At 70.2% G+C, this 22,295-nt stretch carries 23 protein-coding genes; 20 read left to right on the top strand and 3 right to left on the bottom strand.

Annotated elements, in window-relative coordinates:
- Window positions 1–32 precede the first annotated feature (32 nt).
- From FS845_RS17285 to FS845_RS17220, 14 genes are all read left to right on the top strand, one after another.
- A complete protein-coding gene (locus tag FS845_RS17285; protein ID WP_144637531.1) occupies window positions 33–974 on the top strand; it encodes a 3-keto-5-aminohexanoate cleavage protein in 942 nt (313 codons plus the stop codon).
- 28 nt (window positions 975–1,002) lie between these two features.
- Entirely contained in the window at window positions 1,003–1,911 is a 909-nt protein-coding gene (locus FS845_RS17280; protein WP_144637530.1) for an SDR family NAD(P)-dependent oxidoreductase, read from the top strand.
- Between the two features lie 147 nt (window positions 1,912–2,058).
- Complete coding sequence (locus FS845_RS17275; protein ID WP_144637529.1) at window positions 2,059–2,853, top strand: citryl-CoA lyase; 795 nt, start codon at window positions 2,059–2,061, stop codon at window positions 2,851–2,853.
- Between the two features lie 8 nt (window positions 2,854–2,861).
- Window positions 2,862–3,836: a tripartite tricarboxylate transporter substrate binding protein gene (locus tag FS845_RS17270; RefSeq protein ID WP_144637528.1), complete on the top strand. Its 975-nt coding sequence runs from the start codon at window positions 2,862–2,864 to the stop codon at window positions 3,834–3,836.
- Window positions 3,836–4,984: an acyl-CoA dehydrogenase family protein gene (locus tag FS845_RS17265; protein ID WP_186332319.1), complete on the top strand. Its 1,149-nt coding sequence runs from the start codon at window positions 3,836–3,838 to the stop codon at window positions 4,982–4,984. The genes FS845_RS17270 and FS845_RS17265 overlap by 1 nt, the downstream gene beginning before the upstream one ends.
- 16 nt (window positions 4,985–5,000) lie before the next feature.
- Window positions 5,001–5,696, top strand: coding sequence for a dienelactone hydrolase family protein (locus tag FS845_RS17260; RefSeq protein WP_144637526.1), 696 nt, complete (start codon window positions 5,001–5,003; stop codon window positions 5,694–5,696).
- Window positions 5,693–6,859 (top strand): CaiB/BaiF CoA transferase family protein, encoded by a 1,167-nt coding sequence (locus FS845_RS17255; RefSeq protein WP_144637525.1) that lies wholly within the window; start codon window positions 5,693–5,695, stop codon window positions 6,857–6,859. The genes FS845_RS17260 and FS845_RS17255 overlap by 4 nt, the downstream gene beginning before the upstream one ends.
- Window positions 6,860–6,881: 22 nt before the next feature.
- A complete protein-coding gene (locus FS845_RS17250) occupies window positions 6,882–7,856 on the top strand; it encodes a Bug family tripartite tricarboxylate transporter substrate binding protein (protein ID WP_144637524.1) in 975 nt (324 codons plus the stop codon).
- Complete coding sequence (locus FS845_RS17245; RefSeq protein WP_144637523.1) at window positions 7,856–8,971, top strand: mandelate racemase/muconate lactonizing enzyme family protein; 1,116 nt, start codon at window positions 7,856–7,858, stop codon at window positions 8,969–8,971. Before FS845_RS17250 ends, FS845_RS17245 begins: the two co-directional genes overlap by 1 nt.
- Entirely contained in the window at window positions 8,968–9,429 is a 462-nt protein-coding gene (locus tag FS845_RS17240; protein WP_144637522.1) for a MaoC/PaaZ C-terminal domain-containing protein, read from the top strand. The genes FS845_RS17245 and FS845_RS17240 overlap by 4 nt, the downstream gene beginning before the upstream one ends.
- Window positions 9,426–10,976, top strand: a complete 1,551-nt coding sequence (locus tag FS845_RS17235; RefSeq protein ID WP_144637521.1) for a long-chain-fatty-acid--CoA ligase — start codon at window positions 9,426–9,428, stop codon at window positions 10,974–10,976. The genes FS845_RS17240 and FS845_RS17235 overlap by 4 nt, the downstream gene beginning before the upstream one ends.
- 29 nt (window positions 10,977–11,005) lie before the next feature.
- Entirely contained in the window at window positions 11,006–11,983 is a 978-nt protein-coding gene (locus tag FS845_RS17230) for a Bug family tripartite tricarboxylate transporter substrate binding protein (RefSeq protein WP_144637520.1), read from the top strand.
- A 15-nt stretch (window positions 11,984–11,998) separates the two neighbouring features.
- Window positions 11,999–13,171 (top strand): acyl-CoA dehydrogenase family protein, encoded by a 1,173-nt coding sequence (locus tag FS845_RS17225; protein ID WP_144637519.1) that lies wholly within the window; start codon window positions 11,999–12,001, stop codon window positions 13,169–13,171.
- Between the two features lie 46 nt (window positions 13,172–13,217).
- The gene (locus FS845_RS17220) at window positions 13,218–14,183 is read left to right on the top strand and encodes a LysR family transcriptional regulator (RefSeq protein ID WP_144637517.1); all 966 of its coding nucleotides are present in this window, start codon (window positions 13,218–13,220) and stop codon (window positions 14,181–14,183) included.
- A 181-nt stretch (window positions 14,184–14,364) separates the two neighbouring features.
- Here the strand turns inward: FS845_RS17220 and FS845_RS17215 are convergent, their stop codons facing one another.
- Window positions 14,365–14,970 carry an HD domain-containing protein gene (locus tag FS845_RS17215; RefSeq protein ID WP_260986323.1) on the bottom strand — a complete coding sequence of 202 codons (606 nt, stop codon included), beginning with the start codon at window positions 14,968–14,970 and terminating at the stop codon, window positions 14,365–14,367.
- 245 nt (window positions 14,971–15,215) lie between these two features.
- Here FS845_RS17215 and FS845_RS17210 point away from each other — a divergent pair, with 245 nt between their 5' ends.
- The 6 genes from FS845_RS17210 to FS845_RS17185 all read left to right on the top strand — a co-directional run bounded on the left by FS845_RS17210 (window position 15,216) and on the right by FS845_RS17185 (window position 20,244).
- Window positions 15,216–16,187: a Bug family tripartite tricarboxylate transporter substrate binding protein gene (locus tag FS845_RS17210; protein WP_144637514.1), complete on the top strand. Its 972-nt coding sequence runs from the start codon at window positions 15,216–15,218 to the stop codon at window positions 16,185–16,187.
- A gap of 218 nt (window positions 16,188–16,405) precedes the next feature.
- The gene (locus tag FS845_RS17205) at window positions 16,406–17,410 is read left to right on the top strand and encodes a tripartite tricarboxylate transporter substrate binding protein (protein ID WP_144638027.1); all 1,005 of its coding nucleotides are present in this window, start codon (window positions 16,406–16,408) and stop codon (window positions 17,408–17,410) included.
- A gap of 9 nt (window positions 17,411–17,419) precedes the next feature.
- The gene (locus FS845_RS17200; protein WP_144637512.1) at window positions 17,420–18,064 is read left to right on the top strand and encodes a flavin reductase family protein; all 645 of its coding nucleotides are present in this window, start codon (window positions 17,420–17,422) and stop codon (window positions 18,062–18,064) included.
- 36 nt (window positions 18,065–18,100) lie between these two features.
- A complete protein-coding gene (locus FS845_RS17195) occupies window positions 18,101–18,718 on the top strand; it encodes a glutathione S-transferase N-terminal domain-containing protein (RefSeq protein WP_144637510.1) in 618 nt (205 codons plus the stop codon).
- A gap of 21 nt (window positions 18,719–18,739) precedes the next feature.
- Window positions 18,740–19,354: a carboxymuconolactone decarboxylase family protein gene (locus FS845_RS17190; protein WP_144637508.1), complete on the top strand. Its 615-nt coding sequence runs from the start codon at window positions 18,740–18,742 to the stop codon at window positions 19,352–19,354.
- Window positions 19,351–20,244: an amidohydrolase family protein gene (locus tag FS845_RS17185; RefSeq protein WP_144637507.1), complete on the top strand. Its 894-nt coding sequence runs from the start codon at window positions 19,351–19,353 to the stop codon at window positions 20,242–20,244. The genes FS845_RS17190 and FS845_RS17185 overlap by 4 nt, the downstream gene beginning before the upstream one ends.
- Before the next feature lie 27 nt (window positions 20,245–20,271).
- Here the strand turns inward: FS845_RS17185 and FS845_RS17180 are convergent, their stop codons facing one another.
- Window positions 20,272–21,234: a LysR family transcriptional regulator gene (locus FS845_RS17180; RefSeq protein WP_144637505.1), complete on the bottom strand. Its 963-nt coding sequence runs from the start codon at window positions 21,232–21,234 to the stop codon at window positions 20,272–20,274.
- Between the two features lie 66 nt (window positions 21,235–21,300).
- Window positions 21,301–22,260, bottom strand: a complete 960-nt coding sequence (locus FS845_RS17175; protein WP_144637503.1) for a Bug family tripartite tricarboxylate transporter substrate binding protein — start codon at window positions 22,258–22,260, stop codon at window positions 21,301–21,303.
- Window positions 22,261–22,295: the final 35 nt, after the last annotated feature.

Genomic DNA, 22,295 nt, shown 5'->3' with positions numbered 1-22,295 from the left:
CCTCCACCCTGATCCCTGACACCGATATCGACATGAAAAGCAAACAGGACAAAGTCATCATCTCTTGCGCGGTCACCGGGTCGGTCCATACGCCGACCATGTCGCCGTACCTGCCGCTGACGCCCGAGCAGATCGCGGAGCAGGCCATCGAGGCCGCGCAGGCCGGCGCCGCCATCCTGCACCTGCACGCGCGCGATCCGCGCGACGGCCGGCCCACGGCCGACCCGGCGGTCTTCGACCAGTTCATCCCGCGCATCCGCGACGCCACCGACGCGGTCATCAACATCACGACGGGCGGCAGCACGCGCATGACGCTGGAAGAGCGGCTGGCCTATCCGCTGCGCGCCAAACCCGAGATGTGCTCGCTGAACATGGGCTCGATGAATTTCTCCATCCATCCCGCCGCGCGGCGCATCGCGCAATGGCAACACGACTGGGAGCAGCCCTACGTGGAAGGGATGGAGGACCTGATCTTCCGCAACACCTTCCGCGACATCCGCCACATCCTGAAGGTGCTGGGCGAGGAATGCGGCACGCGCTTCGAGTTCGAGTGCTACGACCTGGGCCACCTGTACAACCTGGCGCACTTCGTGGACGAGGGCCTGGTGCAGGGCCCGCTGTTCATCCAGAGCATCTTCGGCATCCTGGGCGGCATGGGGCCGGACCCCGAGAACCTGGCGACGATGAAGACCACCGCCGATCGCCTGTTCGGGCGCGACGGCTACCGCTTCTCGGTGCTGGGCGCTGGCCGCCACCAGATGCCGCTGGTGACAATGGGCGCCATCCTGGGCGGCAACGTGCGCGTGGGGCTGGAGGACAGCCTGTACCTGGCGAAGGGACAATTGGCCAGGTCGTGCGCCGAGCAGGTGTCCCGCATCCGCGGCATTCTCGAGGCGCTGTCGCTGGAGATCGCCACGCCCGACGAAGCCCGCGCCATGCTGGGCCTGAAGGGCCGGCAGGCCGTGGGATTCTGAGTCCGCCCGTTTTCATCAGGAAGAGATCATGAAGCAGTCATTGCAGGACCGCGTCGCCGTCGTCACCGGGGCCGGCAGCGGCCTGGGCCGCGCGCACGCGCTGGAGCTGGCGCGGCACGGCGCGCGCGTGGTGGTCAACGACGTCGGAGCGTCGCGCCCGGGATCGCCGGCCGGCGCCGTGGTGGAAGAGATCGTGCGCCATGGCGGCCGGGCGATGCTGGCGGACGGCGACGTGACCGACTACGCCGGCGTGCAGGACATGATCGCCGGCGTCATCGAGCAATGGGGCAGGATCGACATCCTGGTCAACAACGCCGGCATCCTGCGCGACAAGAGCTTTTCCAAGATGTCGATGGAAGACTTCCGCCAGGTGATGGACGTGCACCTGATGGGCTCGGTGCATTGCACCAAGGCGGTGTGGGAAACCATGCGGGCGCAGCGCTACGGCCGCATCGTGATGACCACCTCGTCCTCCGGCCTGTACGGCAACTTCGGCCAGGCCAACTACGGCGCGGCCAAGATGGCGCTGGTCGGCCTGATGCAGACCCTGGCCCTGGAAGGCGAGAAATACGGCATCCGCGTGAACTGCCTGGCGCCCACCGCGGCCACCGGCATGACCGAGGGCGTGCTGACGCCCGAGGCCCTGGCGCGCCTTTCGCCGGCGGCCGTCAGCCCGGCGCTGGTCGCGCTGGCGGCCGAGGATGCGCCCACCCGCTGCATCCTGCTGGCCGGCGGCGGCAGCGTCGAGGCGGCGCACATCACCATGACCCGGGGCATACGCCTGGACATCGACGCCGGCGCGGCAACGCGCATCGCCGCACGCCTGGACGAGGTCCGCGACCGGGCCGGCGAAGTCGTGCCGGCCACCGGCTTCGCGCAGTGCCAGTTCGAGCTGGCGAAGGCGGGGTTCGAGATGGCACTGCCGGGCGCGGCCTGAGCCGCGTCGAGGACTATGCGTTTCATGCATACAGGGAATCACGGCCGTCTATTGGACAGGGTCTGACGGCACGGCCTATCTTTCGTCTCCAAGAGGTGACCGATGTCGCCCGCCACGCGCCCCACCGAGAAAGGGGCAGGAGACAGCATGGATCAGCACAATAAGCCCATCCGCAGCGGCATGGGCCGCAGCACGCCCGACCGCATCTTCGTCCAGGGCCATGATCTGGTCCAGGACGTGATCGGCACGCTCAACCTGGGCGACATGGCTTACCTGGAGATGACGGGGCGGCTGCCCGACGCGCACCAGTCGCGCGTCTTCAACGCCATCCTGGTCACGTTGGTCGAACATGGCATGACGCCCATGGCCATCGCCACGCGGCTGGTCTACCTGGGCGCGCCGGAATCCCTGCAGGCCGCCGTCGCGGCCGGGCTGTGCGGCATGGGCACCACGTTCGCCGGCACCGCCGAGGGCGCCGCCCGCATGCTGCACGAGGCCTGGGACAGGCACGACGGCAAGGACGCCGACACGCTGGCCCGCGACGTCGTGGCCGACTTCCGCGCGAAGGGCCGCTCCATACCGGGGCTGGGACACAACCTGCACAAGCCGCTGGACCCGCGCACGGCGCGGCTGTTCGACGTGGCGGCGCAGGAGGGCCACGCGGGCCGCTACGTCGAGCTGATGCAGGCCATCGGACGCCACGCGCAAGCCGCCTACGACAAGGAACTGCCGGTGAACGCCACGGGCGCCATCGGCGCCCTGTGCTGCGAGCTGGGCATTTCGTGGAAGGCCGCGCGCGGCATCGCCGTGATCGGGCGGGCGGTGGGGCTGGTGGGGCACCTGGTGGAAGAGCAGGGCAATCCCATCGCGCGCGAGATCTGGCTGCGCACCGAAGAAGAAGCCAGCCGCCAGGACGCGGCCCCCGGCGACGCCGGACGCTAGGAGACACCATGTCGATCGCACGCAAATGGGCCCGCGCCGCGGCCGCCCTGGGACTGCTGCTGGGCGCGCATGCCGCGCACGCGGAGTGGCCCGACAAGCCGATCCGCTTCATCGTGCCGTATCCCGCGGGCGGGGGTACGGACATCGTGGCGCGAGCCGTCGGCAAGCGCATGTCCGACAGCCTGGGCCAGCCTGTCATCATCGAGAACCGGCCGGGCGCCAGCACCATCATCGGCACCGACGCCGTGGCCCGCGCGCCGGGCGATGGCTACACCATCGGGCTGGTCACCGACTCGCATGTGCTCAATCCGTATTTCTTCGGTGAAAAGCTGTCCTACGACTCGCGCAAGGACTTCGCGCCGGTCGGGCAGCTGGTCTCCGTGCCCTTCATCCTGGTGGCCAATCCCAGGACGGGGCCGTCCTCGGTGAAGGAACTGATCGAGGCCGCCCGCGCACGGCCCGGCAAGATCACTTACGCGTCGATCGGCAACGGCACGCCGCATTACCTGGCCATGGAGTGGGCCCGCGCGCTGGCGGGCATCGACCTGGTGCACGTGCCCTACAAGGGCGTGGCGCCGGCGCTGGCCGACGTGATGGGCGGGCAGGTCGACGTGATGTTCACCGGCATGTCCACGGGGGTGCCGCAGGTGCGCAACGGCCGCCTGAAGGGCCTGGCGGTGTCGGGGCCGAAGCGCTCGTCCATCGCGCCCGACATCCCGACGGTGGCCGAGGCCGACCTGGCCGATTTCGCATTCATGACCTGGTACGGCGTGGTGGCGCCAGCGTCGACGCCGCCCGAGCGCGTGGCGCGGCTGAGCGCCGAGATGCGGCGCGCGCTGCAGAGTCCCGAGTTGAAGGAGCAGCTGGACCAGCTGGGCGTCGAGGCGGCGCCGTCCAGCCCCGAGGCGTTCGCGCGCTTCATGGAGGAGGAATCGGTGAAGTACGGCCGCATCATCAAACTGACGGGCGCAAAGGGCGAATAGTGGAATTGACTGAAGAGCAGCGGCTTATCCGCGATACGGTGCGCGCACTGGCGCAGAAGCAGTTCGCGCCGGCTGCGGCCGGCGCCGACAAGGAGTACCGGCCGCCGGCCGAGAACCTGAAGGTGCTGGCCGAGCATGGCTACACGGGCATCTTCCTGCCCGAGGAATACGGCGGCGCGGGGCTGGGCCTGCTGGAGACGGTGCTGGTGGTGGAGCAGCTGGCGCGTGCCTGCGCCAACACCGCGATGCTGTTCTCGTGCACCGACGGCGCCACGCCGCGCGCCATCCTGCACATCGGATCGGAGGACACCAGGCGGCGCTACCTGCCCGCGTTCGCCAAGGCCGAGCGGTACGCGGCCTGGAGCATGTCCGAAGCCAATGCCGGTTCGGACGTCGGCAACGTGCAGACGCGGGCGGTGCTGCAGGGCGACCACTACGTGCTCAACGGCGCCAAGCTGTGGTGCAGCGGCGCGCAGGTGGCCGACGTGTTCCTGGTACTGGTGCGGCTGACCGACGAGCCGGGCATGAAGGGCGTGGGAGCCGTGCTGGTTGAACGCGCCACGCCGGGGTTCTCGGTGGGCCGCCACCTGGACCTGCTGGGCCTGCGCGGCACGGGCATGGCCGAGCTGGTGTTCCAGGATTGTCGCGTGCCGGCCCAGAACCTGCTGCTGCCCGCGGGCCGCATGCGCGACCTGCTGCAGGTGCTCGACGCCGACCGCATCATCGGCAATCCGCCCATCTGCCTGGGCCTGGCGCAGGCCGCGCTGGCGCATGCGGTGCAGCACCTGAACGACCGCGTGCAGTTCGGCCGGCCGCTGGCCGACAACCAGGGCCTGCAATGGAAGCTGGCCGACATGGCCATCGACATCGAGGCGGCGCGCGCGCTGGTGTACGAGGCCGCCGTGAGCCTGGACCGCGGCGTGCATTCCGTGGCGCAGGTGTCCATCGCCAAGACCTACGCCAACGAGATGGCGGTGCGGGTCACGAACCAGGCGATGCAGCTGGCCGGCGCCTATGGCCTGGCCGAGGAGTATCCCTTCGAGCGCTATTTCCGCGATGCGCGCGGCATGTCCATCGGCTACGGGACCACCGAGATCCATCGCAACTCCATCGCGCGCGAGATTCTGAAAGGCAATTACCTGGCCTGATGCCAACGAGGATTCCATGCATTCCCCCATCGAGCCCATCCGGGCGGCGGACGGCCGCGCTTTCCAGGCCTACAAAAGCGTTCCCGATGTGCCAAATGGCCACGCGGTGATCGTGCTGCAGGAGATCTTCGGCGTGACGGACACGATCCGCGCCGTGGCGGACCGCTATGCGGCGGAAGGCTATCTCGCGCTGGCGCCGGACCTGTTCTGGCGCCTGGAGCCCGGCGTCGAGCTGGCCCACGACAAGGCCGGCGTGGCGCGCGCCTTCGAGTACCTGGAACGCTTCGACGAGGCGGCTGGAATCGAGGACATCGGCCGGACGGTGGCGCACGCGCGGGCCATGCCGGGCGTCTCGGGCCGCGTGGCGGTGCTGGGGCTGTGCCTGGGCGGCAAGCTGGCGTACCGGGCCGCGGCCAGCCTGGACATCGACGCCGCCGTGGCCTTCTACGGCGTGGGCATCGAGAAGCACCTGGACGAGGCCGCCGCGCTGCGCTGCCCGCTGATGCTGCACTACGGCGGCCGCGACCGCTACGCGCCGCCCGAGGCCGTGGACCGGATCGAGGCGGCGCTGCCGCCCGCGCCGCGCGCCGTGCTGCACCGCTATCCGCAGGCCGACCATGGCTTCTACACGCGCGGCGCGGCCGAGGACGCCGACGCGGCGCACGACCGCACGCGGCAGTTCCTGCAGGCCGAGCTGGGAGCCGCGCGATGACAGTGCTGAATGGCATGCGGGTCCTGGACCTGGGCAACTTCATCACCGCGCCGCTGGCCGGCATGCTGCTGGGCGAACTGGGCGCCGACGTGATCAAGATCGAGCGGCCCGGCGCGGGCGATCCGTTCCGCTCGTTCAAGGGGGGGCTCTACAGCCCGCAGTTCCAGGCGCACAACCGCAACAAGCGCAGCCTGACGCTGGACTATGCGCGGCCCGAAGGGCTGGCCGTGCTGGACCGGCTGGTCGCGCAGGCCGATGCCATCATCCTCAACATGCGCCCCGGCGTGGAAGAGAAGCTGGGCGTGGGCGCGCGGCGGCTGCAGGCGCTCAATCCGCGCCTGGTGTACTGCTCGATCACCGGCTTCGGCTCCAGCGGGCCGTATGCGTCCCGGCCCGCCTACGACAACGTGGGCCAGGCGGCCTCGGGCTGGCTGTCGATGTTCCATGCCGGGGCGGATCCCAAGGTGGCCGGGCCGGCCGTCTCCGACGCGGTGGCTGGCCTGTATGCCGCGCTGGGCATCCTGGGCGCGCTGGTCGAGCGCGCGCGCACCGGCAAGGGACGCCACGTCGAGGTCAGCATGCTGGAGTCCATGATCGCCCTGGCCTGCGAGCCGCTGGGCGCGATGCTGGCGACCGGGCAGGCGCCCACGCTGTACGGCCGCGCGGCCATGTCGCAGTCGTACATCGTGACCTGCCGCGACCAGCGCCGCATCGGCCTGCACCTGTCCTCGCCGGAGAAGTTCTGGCGCGGGCTGGTGGCGGCCCTCGAGCGCCCCGACCTGCTTGCCGCGTATCCCACGCGCCTGGACCGCGTCGAGCGGTATCCCGAGCTGGCCCGGACGCTGGCGGAGACCTTCGCGCAGCAGGACCGCGACCATTGGACGCCCCGGCTGGCGCAGCACGACGTGCCGTTCACGCCCGAACGCCGCCTGGACGAGCTGCAGGACGACCCGCAGGTGCTGCACCAGGGCGTGTTCTACGACCAGGTGCATCCGCGCCACGGCGCCCTGCGCGCCGCGCACCGGCCGATCCGCTACGACGGCGACAACCGCAGCGATTTCATGCCCCCGCCCGACCTGGGTGAACACACCGACCGGATCCTGCAAGAGGCAGGCCTGACGGAACAAGAGCTGCACAGCCTGCACCAGGCCGGCGTGGTCTGAGGTGCATCGAGAGGAGCCTCACATGAACACATGCATGCAACGCGTGCGCGCCGCCGCCGCGCTGGTGGTGGCGCTGGCGTGTCCCATGGCGCACGCCGCCTGGCCGGACAAGCCGGTGCGCCTGGTGGTGTCGTCGGGGGCCGGCGGAACCGCCGACATCCTGGCGCGCGCGCTGGCCGAGAAGCTGGGCGCGGCGCTGGGCCAGCCCTTCGTGGTGGAGAACAAGCCCGGCGCGGGCGGCCATCTGGGCGCGTCCCAGGTGGCCCGCGCGCGGCCCGACGGCCATGTGTTCCTGGTCAGCGGCAGTCCCACGCATTCGGTGGGACCGCACCTGTACAAGAACCTGACCTACGACCCCATGCGCGACGTGCCGCCGGTGGCCATGGTGGCGGTGGCGCCGAACATGCTGGTGGTGAACGCCGACCTGCCGGTCAAGTCCGTGGCCGAGCTGGTGGCGCTGGCCAGGCAGCGGCCAGGCGAGCTGACCTATTCGTCCGCGGGACGGGGCACGTCCGGCCACCTGGCGGGCGCCATGCTGCAGAACATGGCGCGGATCCAGATCAAGCACGTGCCCTACAACACCGGGCCCGAGGCGGTCACGGCGGTGATGGCGGGCAACGTCTCGATGACCTTCTTCACGCTGCCGGGCGTGCTGCCACAGGTGCAGGCGGGCAAGCTGCGGGCGCTGGCGGTGACCTCGCGCGACCGCACCGCGCTGGCGCCGTCGGTGCCCAGCGTGGCCGAGGAAGGCTATCCCGATTTCGAGGCGCTGGCTTGGTATGGCGTGTTCGCGCCCAAGGGGACGCCGCCCGAGGCGTCGGCGCGCCTGAGCGCGGAGATCGCGCGCATCGTGCAGCAGCCCGACATGCAGGCCCGGCTGACCCAGCTGGGCACCGAGCCGCATTACCTGGACGCCGCGCAGCTGGAGGCCTTCGTGGCGGTGGAGTCGCCCAAGTGGAAGGCGCTGATCGACACCTTCGGCACGGAGACGGACTGATGGACGCCATGATCCCCGATGCCGAGCCCGTCACGGGCTGGACGGTGTACGTGCGGCAGCTGGCCTATGCCCGCGCGGTGCAATGGAGCGACGTGACCGAGACGGGCGCCACGTTCGTGGTGCTGCGCATCGAGACCGAATCCGGCTGCGCGGGCGCCGCCGAGCTGGCCGTCAAGCCGACCTGGGTCGGCGCCACGGCGGCCAGCCTGTGCAGCGTGCTGGCCGAGATCTTCGAGCCGCTGGTGCGCGGGCAGGGCCTGTCCGATCCGCGCCAGCTGCGGGCGTCGCTCGACGCCATTCCCGGCAATGCGCCGGCCAAGGCCCTGATCGACAACGCGTGCTGGGACTGGCTGGCCGCGCGTGCGGGCATGCCGCTGTGGCGGCAGCGCATGGGGCGCGCCAAGGTGCCGGTGTCGTGGGCCGTGACGCGCCAGCCGCCCGAGGCGATGGCGCGCGAGGCGGGCGACATGGTGGCGCGCCACGGATTCCGTACGCTGAAGATCAAGGGTGGGCAGGGCCTGGCGGTGGACCAGGCGTGCATGGCCGCGGTCCGGCGGGCCACGGGCGACGGCGTCGCGCTGTACGTGGACGCCAACGGCGCCTATCCGGTCGGGCAGGCCGAGACCTATGCGCGCGCCATGATCGACGCGGGCGCACTGGTGGTCGAGGATCCCTGCGCCTTCTCGCCGGACCGCGAGTTCTCGCTGCTGCAACAGGCCGTGGACGCGCCGCTGCTGGTGGACTTCGGCATGACGGATGCGCGCGACGCGCGCCTGTTCCTGGAGCGCGGCGCCCGGGCATTGAGCATCAAGCCGGGCCGCTTCGGGCTGAGCCAGGCGTGGCAGATGCAGCACCTGGCCCATGCCGTCGGCGCGGATGCGGTGGCCGGGCTGATGGGCGAGAGCGCGCTGGGCACCTGGGCCGGGCTGCAATTCGCCTCGACCATGCCGAGGCCGCTGCTGCCGGCCGAACTGACCTGGTTCCTGGCGATGCGCGAGCAGTTCATCGCGGACGCGCCGCGCGTCGTGGATGGCGAGGTCGCCCTGCCCGACTGGGCCTCCGTGTGCGAACGCGTGGACTGGGCGGCGATGGACGACTTCAAGGTGGCCGCATGAATCCCGTCTCCTATCACGACCTCATCGTCGGCGCGAGCTGGCGCAGCACGGGCCGGACCTTGACGCAGGCCGACCTGTCGCTGTCGTGCATGCTCAGCGGCGACTGGCATCCCATCCACGCCGACGAGGCTTATTGCCGCGAGCACGGCGTGCCGGGCCCCATGTTCCACGGGCCCTACGGCATCCTGCTGGCGATGGGCATGTCGACCCGGCTGCCCGAGTTCGCCGAGCCCGTGATCGGCGCGCTGGGCCTGAAGGAATGGCAGTACCGGCGTCCGCTGGTCGCGGGCGACACGGTGCACGTGCGCACGTCCATCAGCGCGAAGCGGATGGCCTCGGGCGGCGCGCGCGCCATCGTCGAACGGCATTTCGAGCTGCTGGACACTCAGTCGCGCATCGTCCAGGAAGGCTATGCCAGCACCATGCTGCTGCTGGCCACGGAGGAACGGAAAGCATGATTCTCGGCGACGTCATCGAGCGCAACGCGCGCTGCTATCGGGACCACCCCGCCTTCATCTTCGAAGGGCGCCGCATCACCCACGGCGAGTTCGCCGGGCGGGTCCGGCGGCTGTGCCACGCGCTGGCCGGCATGGGGCTGCGGCGCGGCGACCGCATCGCCATCCTGGCCCAGAACTGTCCGGAGTACCTGGAGCTGTACGCCGCGGCGGGCGCCTGCGGGTTCATCGCCGTGGGCGTGAACTACCGGCTGGCGCAGGCCGACCAGGCCGCGATCCTGCGCGATTGCGAGCCCGGCCTGCTGGTGCACGACCCCGAGTATGCCGAGCGCGTGGCGGCGCTGCGGCCCGATCTGCCCGCGCGGGCCCGGGTGCTGTGCCTGGGCCGCGGGCCGCATGCCGACGGCTACGAGGACGTCCTGGCGCAGGCCAGCGACGCGCCGCCGCCCTGGCGCGCCCGCGACGACGACACGCTGTTCCTCATCTACACCAGCGGCACCACGGGCGTGCCCAAGGGCGTCATGCTGGGCAATGCCGCGCAGGTGGAGCAGGCGCGCATGCTGGCGCTGACCCACTCGGCCGGACAGGACGACCGCATGCTGGTGGTGATGCCGATGTATCACATCGGCGGCACTACCGAGCTGCTGAGCTACCTGGTATGCGGCGCGACCATCGTGCTGCACCGCAGGTTCGATCCGCACGAGATCCTGGCCAGCATCGCGGCGCATCGCGTCACCGCGGCGCACTTCGCGCCCATCATGATCCAGGCCATGGTCGACGTGCAGGCGGCCACGCCCTACGACGTGTCCAGCCTGGAGATGGTCTGCTATGCCTCGGCCCCCATGTCGGTGGCCCTGTCGCGGCGGGCCCGCGCCACGTTCGGGCCGATATTCATGCAGGCCTACGGCATGACCGAGCACGGGCCGGGCACGGTGCTGCTCAAGCACCAGCACCTGCCGGATGGCTCGGCGGCGGAGGCGGCGCGCATGGCGTCCGCCGGCCAGCCCATCCTCGGCGTGGACATCCGCATCGTCGGCGAGGACGGCGCCGCGCTGCCCGACGGGCAGGTGGGCGAGATCCAGATGCGTTCCGCCGCGCTGATGCAGGGCTACTGGCGCAAGCCGCGGGAGACCGCCGAGGCGCTGGCGGACGGCTGGATGAAGACCGGCGACCTGGGCCACTTCGACGACGGCGGCTACCTGTTCATCGTCGATCGCAAGAAGGACATGATCATCTCCGGCGGCGAGAACATCTATTCGCGCGAGGTCGAGGAGGCCCTGCTGCTGCACCCGGCGGTCAGGGAGGCCGCCGTCATCGGCGTGCCGGACGAGAAATGGGGCGAATCGGTCAAGGCCTTCGTCGCGCTGCAACCGGGCGCGCGGGCGGACGAGGCGGCGCTGGTCGAGCACTGCCGTGCCCTCATCGCCAGCTACAAGAAGCCGCGCAGCATCGAGTTCATGCAGGCGCTGCCGCGCCTGCCCAGCACCAACAAGATAGACAAGAAGGCCTTGCGGGCCCCGTACTGGCAGAGCGGCCGGCAGGTCGCCTGACGCCATCGCAACGACAGGAGGAGACAGGCATGAAGATGGTCAGGATGCTGGCGGCGGGCGTCGCCGCGTTGGTCGTGGGGGCGGCGCAGGCCGCGCCGGACGAGGGCTTCCCCACGAAGATGGTGCGCATCGTGGTGCCCTTCACGGCGGGCGGGCTGGCCGACGTGCTGGCCCGCGGGCTGGCGCAGGAGCTGGGCGCGCGCTGGTCGCAACCGGTCGTGGTCGAGAACCGGCCGGGGGCGAACACGATCATCGCGGCCGAGTACGTGGCGCGTTCCCAGCCGGACGGCTACACGCTGCTGATGGCCAACGACCCCACCGTATCGGCCAACCAGTACCTGTACCGCAAGCTGTCGTACGACCCGGTCAAGGATTTCACGCCGGTGGCCAGCGTGGCACAGACGCGCGAGATCCTGCTGGTCAGCAACGACTTTCCCGCGCGCACGCTGCAGGAACTGGTGGCGCAGGCCCGCGCCCGGCCCGGCCATGTCACCTACGGATCCTACGGGCAGGGCAGCAAGGCGCATCTCGATGCCGCGGCCTTCTCCGAGCAGGCCGGCATCGAGCTGAACCACGTGCCGTACAAGGGCGTCGCCGACGTCATGACGGCCCTGGTGGGCGGGCAGATCAACATGGCGATGGTGGGCGTGCCGCCTTCCATCCCCATGGTTCGCTCGGGCAAGGTGCGCCTGTTGGCGGTGGCCGCGCCGCAGCGCGTCGCGGCGTTCCCGGATACGCCCACGTTCGCCGAGCTGGGCTTTCCCGCGATGGTCGCGCAGTCCTGGTTCGGCCTGCTGGCGCCGGCCGGCACGCCGCCCGCCGTGGTCGGCAAGATCGCCGAGGACGTGCGGCAGGTGGTGGCGGAACCCGCGTTCCAGCAGAAATCCATCACCAGCGTGGGCCTGGAGCCGCTGGGCCAGGGACCAGAGGCCTTCGCGCGCTTCCTGGAGCAGGACCGCCACGAGTACGAGCACATCATCCGCAGCTTGAACGTCAGGCTGGACTGAACGACGGAGCCCCGCATGGATTTCGAATTGCCGCCCGAGTTGCGCCAGCTGCGCGACTCCGCCCGCCGCTTCGTGGCCGAGGAACTGATGCCGCTGGAGGCCCGCTACGCCGACGAGCCGGACATCCCCGACGACGTCAGGCAGGCATTGCAGGACAAGGCCAGGCAACTGGGTTTCTGGGCCTTCGACCTGCCGGAAGCCGTGGGTGGAGGCGGCGTCGGCGTGATCGGCATGTGCGTCGTCTTCGAGGAACTGGCACGCTGCAACGTGCCGTCGTTCCGCGCCCCGACGGTCTTCACTCCGTATCTGGGCCCGGTGCTGTTCCATGGCGACGAGCGCCAGCGGGCGCAGTACCTGATACCGGTGGTGCAGGGCAGCAGGCGCACCTGCTTCGCGCTGACGGAGGCCGGCGCGGGCTCGGACCCGGCCGGCATGAAGACCACCGCCGTGGCCGACGGCGGCGACTTCGTCATCAACGGCGCCAAGATATTCATCACCGGCGCGGACAAGGCCGATTTCGTGCAGCTGTTCGCGCGCACGCTGGTGGACGGCAAGGACGTGGGCGTGTCGTGCTTCCTGGTCGACCGCGGCACGCCGGGGCTGCGGCTGGGGCAGAGCTTCGAACTGATGTCGCCGGACCGGCCCTGGGAACTGCTGTTCGACGACGTCAGGGTGTCTGCCGCGCAGATCGTGGGCGGCGTCGGCAAGGGGTGGGAGCTGGCGCGCGAGTTCCTGGACATGGGCCGCCTGATCCATGGGCCCAAGGCGATCGGGCGGGCGCAGCGCGCGCTGGAGCTGGCCATCGCCTATGCCAACGCGCGCCAGACCTTCGGCCTGCCGCTGGCCCAGCGCCAGGCCATCCAGTGGATGATCGCGGATTCCACAGTGGAACTGCATGCGGCGCGCGCCATGGTCTACCATGCCGCCTGGAAGGCCGAGCAGGGGCTGGACTATCATCTGGAGGCGTCCGCGGTGAAGCTGTACGCGGACGAGATGCTGGTCAGGGTCGTGGACCGGGCGATCCAGATCCACGGCGGCATGGGGCTGTCGCGCGAGCTGCCTCTGGAACTGATGTTCCGCGACGCGCGCAGCCGCACCATCACCGAAGGATCCTCCGAGATGCAGCGGATGATCATTTCCACGGGCGTGCTGTCCGGCCGGCAGGGGGTGAACCGCTTCGACACCTGATGCGCCGCGCCGCCGCCGCGAACGGGATCGCGCTACGGACACAACGATGAACATCGAGAACATCGATCTGAATCTGCTGGTGGCATTCGACGCAATGATGCAGGAGCGCAACGTGACGCGGGCGGGCCTGCGCGTGGGCCTGTCGCAACCGTCGATGAGCCATGCGCTGGTGCGGCTGCGGCAGCTGTGCGGCGATCCGTTGTTCGTCAGGATCAAGACCGGCATGGAACCCACGCCGTTCGCGCTGCGCATCGCGCCCAGCGTGCGGGCCGGCCTGTCGGTGCTGCAGGCCGGGCTGCAGAACGCCGTGCCCTTCGATCCCGCGCAATCGGGGCGCATCTTCGAGGTGCTGCTGAGCGACCTGGGCGAGGTGGTCTTCCTGCCGCGCCTGATGAAGCACCTGACGGCGGTGGCCCCGGGCATCGGCCTGCGCGTGCTGCAGCGGCCGCGCGAAGGCTATCGCGACGCACTGGAGGCCGAAGAGGCGGACCTGGCCATCGGCTTTTTGCCGGCCTTGTCGGCGGGCTTCTACCAGCAGCGGCTGTTCGGCGACCACTACGTGTGCCTGATGCGCGCCGGCCATCCGCGCATCGGCCAGCGGCTGGGCATCGAGCAGTTCGCCGCGGAATCGCACGTGATGATCGAGCCCGCGGGCTCGCGCTACAGCCGCGTCTCGCCGCAATCGTCCACCACCACCCTGATCGAGCAGTACCTGGAAAAGCAGGGCCTGCGGCGCCACATCGCATTGCGCGTGCCGCATTTCACGGTGGTGCCCGAGATCATCGAGACCAGCGACCTGCTGGCCGTGATTCCCAGCACGGTGGCGCGCATCATGGCCCCGCAGCGCCGCATCAAGATATTGCCCTTGCCGCTGCAGACGCCGCCTGGCTTCGAGGTCAAGCAGTTCTGGCACGAACGCAGCCACCAGGACGAAGGCACGCGCTGGCTGCGCGGCGTGATCGCCGAGCTGTTCATGGAGCAGCGGGCGCCGGTGGCTGCCGCGCAGAACTAGACCAGCCTGCGGCGGGCGCGCATGGCGAGCGGCTACCGCTTGCCGCGGCCCGGGAAATGCCGCCGCAGCTGCGCCACCACCCACGCCGCGCGCGCCGACAGCGGCCATTCGGCGCGGTGGATCAAACGGTATCGACCAGGGAGTGCCTTTTTCGGCAGCGTCTACGCCGTGTTCCGAGCGTTCAATTTTCGGACCCGGTCTTCGCGAAATGCGCGCGCACCAGTTCGCGGGCGGCTTCCCACAGCGGCGCGGAACCGCGCGCGATGACGGGCCCGTAGCGTTCCTCGACCTGCTGCCGCGTGACGCCGTTCTCGGTCCAGGTGCCGCCGCCCGTCAGCGTGTTGATCAGCAAGGGCTGCAACCGGTCCAGCGATTTGGCGAAGATCGCCTCCGGCGTCTGCGCGGCCTCGAATTCGTGCCACAGCGCGGCCAGTTCCTCGGCCTGCCCGGCGGGCAGCAGGCCGAAGATGCGGCGCGCGGCGTCCTGTTCGGCGGTCTCGATCGCGGCGGCCGCCTCGCCCGGTGCGTGAAAGGGATGATCGCCCGCGTCGATCTCGACCACGTCGTGCACCAGCAGCAGCTTGACCACGTGCAGGGCGTCGACGTCCTGGGCGTGCCGGGACAGCACCAGCGCGAACATGGCCAGGTGCCAGGAATGCTCGGCCGAGTTCTCCTTGCGGCTGCGGTCGATCAGCGGCGATTGCCGCAGGACGGACTTGAGCTTGTCCAGTTCGATGAGGAAGGCGAACTGCCTGGCGAGTTCGCTGGCGGAGATGTCCTGGGTCAAGATCGTGCCTCGGTCAGTGGGGGAAAGGCCAGGGCAGGCTGGCGCGTGGCTGGGCCATGCCAGTCTAACGCCCGGGCGGGGTAGGGCCGGTTGCCTTGCCGGCCGGCGACCATGCAGCACTGCCGCACCGCCTTGCCACAGCCGCGCCGCGTTGCATAACTGCTTTGCCGTCCCGCGCCTGCCGCCGCGTGCCGCCGGCCACTACCATGCCGTCTGTAGAAAACCCATAGAAGACAGGAGACAGCATGAAACTCGTGCGCGCATTCGCCATTCTGGGCCTTTGCATCGGCGCATCCGGCGCCGCGTCGGCGGCCGGCTATCCCGACCATCCCATCCGCCTGGTTGTGCCGTTTCCCGCGGGCGGCGCGACCGACCTGATGGCGCGGGCCCTGGCGCAGGGCCTGGGCGACAGGCTGGGCCAGTCCGTCGTGGTGGAGAACCGCGGCGGCGCCGGCGGCTCGATCGGCGCGGAGGCCGTGGCCAACGCCGCGCCCGACGGCTATACCCTGCTGTACTCCACCATGGGCGTGCTGACGATCAATCCGTCGCTGTATCCCAAGCTGCGCTACGACCCGCAGTCCAGTTTCGCGCCCATCGCGATGACCAACCTGACCTCGAACCTGCTGGTGGTCGACAAGTCGCTGCCGGTGAACTCGGTGGCCGAGCTGGCCGCCTACGCCAAGCAGCATCCGGGCGAACTTACCTTCAGCTCGTCCGGCAACGGCACCACCAGCCACCTGGCCGGCGAGATGTTCAAGTCCATTGCGCAGGCCGATATCCGGCACATTCCGTACAAGGGCACCTCGGGGGCCATCAATGACTTCCTTGCCGGCCGCATCTCGATGATGATCGACACCTCGTCCAACTTCATCGAGCAGGTCAAGGACGGCAAGATCAAGGCGCTGGGCGTGACGCGGCGCGAGCGCCTGCCCGTGCTGCCGCAGGTGCCGTCGATTTCGGAGACCCCCGGCTTCGAGCAGTACGAGGTCAGCCTGTGGTCGGGCGTGCTGGCGCCGGCGCATACGCCGCAGCCCGTCGTCGAGCGCCTGAACAAGGAATTGCAGGCCGTGATGACCGCGCCCGAGATGGTGCAGCGCATGGCGTCCTACGGCATCCAGACCACGCACAGCTCGCCGCAGGAATTCGCGGAACGCATCCGCGTGGATGGCCAGAAATGGGCCAAGGTTATCCGCGAATCGGGGGCGAAGGCGGACTGATCTCTTGCGTCGCGGGCGCGCGCAGGCCATAAAGGTCGGCCCCTCGGATCGCCGCCCGACGGATCGCCGCCCGACGGATCGCCATGCATAGCTGCTATGCCGCCCCGGGCATGGCGTGCGGCGCGGCGGCCACCTACCATGCTGCTGATAAAAACCATTCCGAGATCGGAGACAGCATGAGCATGGTGAGCGCGGCGGGCACGGCAACAGGCATGGCAATGAACGGACGGCGGCCATCCCGCCGGCGGGCCGCCAGGGTGGCGTCCCTGCTGCTGGCGCTGGCGGCGGCCGCCTTCGCGCAGCCCGCGGCCTGGGCGGCCGACGTCGCCTATCCCAACAAGCCGATCACACTGGTCAACCCCTATGCGGCGGGCGGCCCCGCGGACCTGCTGGCGCGCAGCCTGGCGCGCGGCCTGGAACAGCGTCTGGGCCAGCCCGTCATCGTCGAGAACAAGGCGGGCGGCGGCGCGTCCATCGGCACGGGCTACGTGGCCCGCGCCAAGCCCGACGGCTATACCCTGCTGCTGGGCACCTCGGCCGGCCACGTGGTCACGCCGCTGATGCAGAAGACGCCCTACGACGGCGTGGACGGCTTCGCCTTCTGCTCGGTCGTGGCGGTGCAGCCCATCATGCTGGCGGTCAATCCCGCGCTGGGCGTGAAGACCGTGGGCGAACTGGTCAAGCGCGCCCGCGCTGAACCCGGCAGGCTCAGCTACGGATCGGCCGGCGTGGGCGGCGCGACCCACCTGGGCGCCGAGCTGTTCCAGCAGGCCGCCGGGGTCAAGCTCAACCATATTCCCTACCCGGGCGCCTCGCAGGCCATCAACGACGTGGTGGGCGGCCAGATCGACATGGTCATGCTGAACCTGTCGGCCAGCCTGCCGTTCATCCGCCAGGGGCGCCTGGTGGCGCTGGGCTATGCCGCGGCGAAGCGCTCGCCGCTGATGCCCGACGTGCCCACGCTCGACGAGGCGGGCGTGGCCGGCGCGCAGTCGGCCACCTGGTACAGCCTGGCCGCGCCGGCCGGCACGCCCGAGGCCGTCGTGCAGAGGCTCAGCGACGCCGTGCGGCAGGTCAACGAAGACCCGCAGTACCGCCGTACCATGCAGGACCAGGCCATCGAGCTGATGGGGCTGACGCCGCAACAGGCGCAGGCCTACGTCGAGAAGGATCGCGGCGACATGCAGGCATTGCTGGGCCGCCTGGGCCTGCTGGCGAAGTAGGACACATCCATGAACTTCGATTTCAGCGAACTGTCGTCGGCGGACGCCTTCAAGCTGCTGGCCAGCGTGGTGGTGCCGCGGCCCATCGCGTGGGTGGTGAGCCAGTCGGCGCAGGGCGAACTGAATGCCGCGCCGTTCTCGTTCTTCAACGTGGTCAGCAGCGATCCGCCCATCATCGCGCTGGGCGTCGGACCGCGCGGCGGCCAGTTGAAGGACACCTCGCGCAACATCCTGGACACCGGCGAATTCGTCGTCAACGCCGTGTCCGCCGAACTGGCCGAAGCCATGAACCACACCAGCCTGGACTACGTGGCCGGCGTGGACGAACTGGTCCGCGCGGGCCTGTGCACGGCGCCGTCGCTGAAGGTGGCGCCGCCGCGCATCGCGCAGAGCCCCGCCGCGCTCGAATGCCGCACGTGGCAGGTGATCGAGGCGGCGCCGCAGCGCGTGATCGTGCTGGCGCGCGTGGTGGCGATGTACCTGCGCGACGAAGCGCTGGCGCCCACCGGCAGATTCCACGTGGACACGCCCAGCCTGCATCTGCTGGGCCGCATGCAGGGCGCGGGCTGGTACGCCCGCACCACCGACCTGTTCCAGATGCGCGCGCCCGAGGCGGCCAACGACCCTGCGGTGCGTCCCGCGCAGGGGCATTGACCGCCCGCACGCCACACCGAAACCTTGGAGACGTCCATGAAATTGCATTGGTCCCCGCGCTCGCCTTTCGTGCGCAAAGTGATGATCGTGCTGTACGAGGCCGGCATCGATGACCGCGTGACGCTGGTGCGCACGCCGGTCGCGATGGACAAGCCCAATCACGACCTGATTCCGGACAACCCGCTGATCAAGCTGCCCACGCTGGTGCTGGACGACGGCACGCCGGTCTACGATTCGGCGGTGATCTGCGCCTACCTGAATGAACTGTCCGGCGCGGGCCTGATGCCCGCCGAACCGCGCGCCCGCCTCACCGCCGACCGGCGCCAGGCCCTGGGCGACGGCCTGATGGATGCCTTGCTGCTGTATCGCCAGGAGCGCAACAAGCCCGCGGAACGCCAGACGCCGGCGTGGCTCGAGTCCTTCGCGTTGAAGACGCGCTCGGCGCTGGAGGCGCTGGAGGCGGAGGCGCCGGCCCTGCAGGCCACGCCCTTCGACCTGGGCCTGATCGCCATCGGCTGCGCGCTGTCGTACCTGGATTACCGTTTCGCGGACCAGCCGTGGCGCGAAGGCCGCCCGGCGCTGACCGCCTGGCACCGCAGCTTCTGCGAGCGTCCCTCGGTGGCACGCAGCCAGCCCGACGACACCTCCGCCTGAACCCTACACGAGGACCCGTCCATGAGCCGCATTCCATTGCCCGATCCGCAGGAGATGAACGAGGCGCAGCGCCAGGTGTATGAGCGCATCGTCTCGGGGCCGCGCGGCCGTCTCGTCGGCCCGCTGCGCGCCGCCCTGCACAATCCCGAGCTGGCCGAGCGCTGGCAGGCCTTCGGCGCGCTGCTGCGCTACGGCACGAGCCTGTCGCCGCGCGTCAGCGAGCTGGCCATCATGGTCACGGCGCGCCGCTGGAACAGCCAGATCGAATGGCACATCCACGCCCTGGCCGCCGCCGATGCCGGCATCTCGGCCGCCGTGCTGCGGGACCTCCAGGCGCGCCGCGTGCCGTCCTTCGACACCGAGGCCGACGAGGTGGTCTACGAGTACGCGCGCCAGATGCAGGAGACCGGCCAGGTGGCGCCGGCGCTGTACCAGCGCGCGGTGGCGCTGTGGGGCGCGGTGGGCGTGGTCGAGCTGACCGCCGTCATCGGCTACTACACGCTGGTGTCCATGACGCTGAACGCGCACGAGATTCCCATGCCCGACGAGGCGCCCGAGCCGCTGGACGTGCCCAACGAGGACGGGCATCCCGCGCTGAGCCGCCTGGCGCCGCTGCCGCCCAGGGAGCAGGCATGACGCAGCCCGCTCCCTACGTGCCCGAGCACGTCGAGACGCCCCGCATGCCGGGGCGGCCACGCCACGCGCTGCCCGAGCAGGCCTGCGATGGACACTGCCACGTGTTCGGCCCGTACGACCGCTTCCCGCTGCAGCATCCCTCGACGTATGCGGCCCCGGACGCGCCCGCCGCGCGGCACCTGGCCATGCTGGACACGCTGGGCGCGCAACGCGGCGTGCTGATCCAGCCCGCGCCCTACGGCACCGATCCGTCGGCGCTGCTGGACGCGCTGGCGCACGGGCAGGGCCGGCTGCGCGGCGTGGCGGCCGCCGATCCCGGCGTCAGCGATGCGCGGCTCGCTGCCTTGTACGAAGGCGGCGTGCGCGCGCTGCGCTTCGTCGAAGCGCGCGATCCCGCGGGCAATCTCTTCCCGGGCAGCGTGGGCTTCGACCAGCTGCCCCTGCTGGCGCCGCGCCTGAAAGCGCACGGCCTGCACGCGCAGCTGTGGGCGCCGTGCGATGTCTACCCGAAGCACCTGCCGGCGCTGGCGCGGCTGGGCATTCCGCTGGTCATCGATCACCTGGGCAGCCTGGTGGCCTCGCGCGGGCCGCAGGACGCGGTGTTCCAGCTGCTGCGCGGCCTGCTGGCCGACGGCGAGATCTGGATGAAGCTGACGGTATGCCGCGTGGGCAGGGCGCCGGACTACGCGGACGCCCGCTATCTGCACGACGCGTTCACCCAGGCCAACCCGGACCAGGTGCTGTGGGGCTCGGACTGGCCCTTCGTGCGCATGGGCGATAAGGCGCCGGCGGCCGACGCGCTGGTCGACCTGGCCTGGCAGTGGCTTGGCGATGACGGCCTGCGCCAGAAGGTGTGGGTGGACAACCCGGCGCGCCTGTACGGCTTCTGATCGGCGACGGATACGGCGCGCGGCCCGTCAGGGGCCGACGTGCCAGACGCCTTCCGCGCCGATCTCGCGGGCCAGGGCCTCGATCTGCCCGGCCACTTCCGTCACCGTGCGGCCCGGGCCCTTGGCGCGCGCGAATGCCATCGAGATCACGCGCCCCATCGTCGGATTGCGCAGCATGGCGATGCTCAGCCGGCCTTCCTGCACCTCCTGCCACACCGCGTGCAGCGGCAGCACGGTGTACATCTTCTCGTGCTCGACGATGGATTTCATCAGGGGCAGGGAATCGGCCTCGATCAGCGGCGCGATGGCGATCTTGCGTGCCCGCGCCAGGCCATCGAGCGCATTGCGCAGGCCGTTGGGCGCGCCCGGCAGGATGAAGGGCAGCCCGTCCAGCGCCTCGAAATCGATGGTCCCGGCCGCCGTGCGCGCGTCGCCGGCCGCGCCCACCAGGTACGAGTCCACGTAGGCCAGCGCGGTCTCGCCCGGCGGCGATTTCTCGCCATAGCGGTACAGGATGGCGATGTCGACGCGGTTGTCCGTCAGCCACTCCTCGATCTGTCCGCTGGAGCCTTCGAGGATCTTCAGGTGCACCTTGGGAAACTGCTGGCGCAGCCGCGAGAACAACCGGCGTATCAGCGGATGCGAGGTCGACGGCAACAGTCCCAGCGTCACCTCGCCCGCCGGCTCGCGCGCCTGGCCGTTCACTTCGAGCTCCAGGCGCTCGGCGTTTTCCAGCAGGGTGCGGACCAGCGGAAACAGGCGCTCGCCCACTTCCGACAGGTGCACGCCGCGGCCGGTGCGGTTGAACAGGCGCGCGTTGCACTCGCGCTCCAGCGCGTTGATGCGGCGGCTCAGGACCGACTGGTCCTGGTCCAGGTGCAGGGCGGCGCGCGTGATGCTGCCCAGTTCGGCGATGGCGACGAAGGCGCGCCATTTGTGCAGGTCTGCGGTCAGGTCCAGGCTGGGACCCACGGCTTTGACGGATGGCATGGTGGCGGTGGCGGAAGGGGATGCGGACACACTATACGGCAGGCCGCCGCGGGCGCCATGCGCGCGTCACTGCAATCCCAGCTTGCCCTTGCGGATCACCTCGCCCCATTTCCTGGATTCCGCTTCCATCAGCGTGCGGTACTCGTCGGGCGAGCTGGCCGCGGGCACCGCGCCCTGCTCGATCATCTTGCGGCGCAGCTCGGGGTCCTTCAGCGAGTCGGCGATGGCGCGCGCCATGCGGTCGACGATCTCGGGCGGCGTGCCGGTGGGCGCGATCACGCCGTAGTTGGATTCGACCATCACGCTGGGAAAGCCCAGTTCCTTGGTGGTGGGCACGTCGGGCAGGCCCTCGAAGCGCGTGGCGCTGCCCACGGCCAGGGCGCGCAGCTTGCCCGCCTTCAGGAAGCCCATCACCGCCGAGGCGTCGCCGGGGAACATCTGCACTTCGTTGGCCAGCAGCGCCGTGATGGCGGGCGACGCGCCCTTGTAGGGCACGTGCATGATGTCGATGCCGGTCTCCTGCTTGAGCAGCTCGGCCGCCAGCTGGGGCGTGGTCACGTTGCCGGCCGAGCCGTAGTTGAACTTGCCCGGCTGCTTCTTCGCGGCCTCGATGAAGCCCTTCAGCGTGGTCTCGGACATCGAGGGGTTCACCATGAACACCATGGGAATGCGCGCCACCAGCGAGACGTACTGAATCTTCGACACGTCGTACGGTGTCTTCATCACGTGCGGCAGGCCCGAGATGGCGCCGGGCACGCCGAAGCCGAAGGTGCTGCCGTCGGGCGTGGCGCGCACCGTGGCGTCCACGCCGATAGTGCCCGAGGCGCCGGCCTTGTTCTCCACCACGACGGTGGTGCCCAGCTTCTGGCCCAGCGTGGGCGCCAACAGGCGCGCCAGGCCGTCCACCGAGCCGCCGGGCGGGTAGGGCACGATCATGCGGATGGGCTGGTCCGGCCAGGCGGCGGACGCGCTCAACGCGCACAGCGCCAGCGTGGCGCCCGCGAGGGCGGTAAGGCTCTTTTTCATCGTGATGTCTCCTTGTTTTGCGGCGCGTCCGGCGC

The organism is Bordetella genomosp. 13 (assembly GCF_007679965.1).
In the GTDB taxonomy this organism is placed as follows: Bacteria; Pseudomonadota; Gammaproteobacteria; order Burkholderiales; family Burkholderiaceae_B; genus Bordetella.
This window is presented reverse-complemented; position numbering and strand designations above follow the sequence as displayed.

Excerpts from the sequence above, each read along its gene's own strand:
- FS845_RS17285 (WP_144637531.1), top strand. The coding sequence starts at position 33 with ATGAAAAGCAAACAGGACAAAGTCATCATCTCTTGCGCGGTCACCGGG.
- FS845_RS17280 (WP_144637530.1), top strand. The coding sequence starts at position 1,003 with ATGAAGCAGTCATTGCAGGACCGCGTCGCCGTCGTCACCGGGGCCGGC.
- FS845_RS17275 (WP_144637529.1), top strand. The coding sequence starts at position 2,059 with ATGGATCAGCACAATAAGCCCATCCGCAGCGGCATGGGCCGCAGCACG.
- FS845_RS17270 (WP_144637528.1), top strand. The coding sequence starts at position 2,862 with ATGTCGATCGCACGCAAATGGGCCCGCGCCGCGGCCGCCCTGGGACTG.
- FS845_RS17260 (WP_144637526.1), top strand. The coding sequence starts at position 5,001 with ATGCATTCCCCCATCGAGCCCATCCGGGCGGCGGACGGCCGCGCTTTC.
- FS845_RS17255 (WP_144637525.1), top strand. The coding sequence starts at position 5,693 with ATGACAGTGCTGAATGGCATGCGGGTCCTGGACCTGGGCAACTTCATC.
- FS845_RS17250 (WP_144637524.1), top strand. The coding sequence starts at position 6,882 with ATGAACACATGCATGCAACGCGTGCGCGCCGCCGCCGCGCTGGTGGTG.
- FS845_RS17245 (WP_144637523.1), top strand. The coding sequence starts at position 7,856 with ATGGACGCCATGATCCCCGATGCCGAGCCCGTCACGGGCTGGACGGTG.
- FS845_RS17240 (WP_144637522.1), top strand. The coding sequence starts at position 8,968 with ATGAATCCCGTCTCCTATCACGACCTCATCGTCGGCGCGAGCTGGCGC.
- FS845_RS17235 (WP_144637521.1), top strand. The coding sequence starts at position 9,426 with ATGATTCTCGGCGACGTCATCGAGCGCAACGCGCGCTGCTATCGGGAC.
- FS845_RS17230 (WP_144637520.1), top strand. The coding sequence starts at position 11,006 with ATGAAGATGGTCAGGATGCTGGCGGCGGGCGTCGCCGCGTTGGTCGTG.
- FS845_RS17225 (WP_144637519.1), top strand. The coding sequence starts at position 11,999 with ATGGATTTCGAATTGCCGCCCGAGTTGCGCCAGCTGCGCGACTCCGCC.
- FS845_RS17220 (WP_144637517.1), top strand. The coding sequence starts at position 13,218 with ATGAACATCGAGAACATCGATCTGAATCTGCTGGTGGCATTCGACGCA.
- FS845_RS17210 (WP_144637514.1), top strand. The coding sequence starts at position 15,216 with ATGAAACTCGTGCGCGCATTCGCCATTCTGGGCCTTTGCATCGGCGCA.
- FS845_RS17205 (WP_144638027.1), top strand. The coding sequence starts at position 16,406 with ATGAACGGACGGCGGCCATCCCGCCGGCGGGCCGCCAGGGTGGCGTCC.
- FS845_RS17200 (WP_144637512.1), top strand. The coding sequence starts at position 17,420 with ATGAACTTCGATTTCAGCGAACTGTCGTCGGCGGACGCCTTCAAGCTG.
- FS845_RS17195 (WP_144637510.1), top strand. The coding sequence starts at position 18,101 with ATGAAATTGCATTGGTCCCCGCGCTCGCCTTTCGTGCGCAAAGTGATG.
- FS845_RS17190 (WP_144637508.1), top strand. The coding sequence starts at position 18,740 with ATGAGCCGCATTCCATTGCCCGATCCGCAGGAGATGAACGAGGCGCAG.
- FS845_RS17185 (WP_144637507.1), top strand. The coding sequence starts at position 19,351 with ATGACGCAGCCCGCTCCCTACGTGCCCGAGCACGTCGAGACGCCCCGC.
- FS845_RS17180 (WP_144637505.1), bottom strand. The coding sequence starts at position 21,234 with ATGCCATCCGTCAAAGCCGTGGGTCCCAGCCTGGACCTGACCGCAGAC.
- FS845_RS17175 (WP_144637503.1), bottom strand. The coding sequence starts at position 22,260 with ATGAAAAAGAGCCTTACCGCCCTCGCGGGCGCCACGCTGGCGCTGTGC.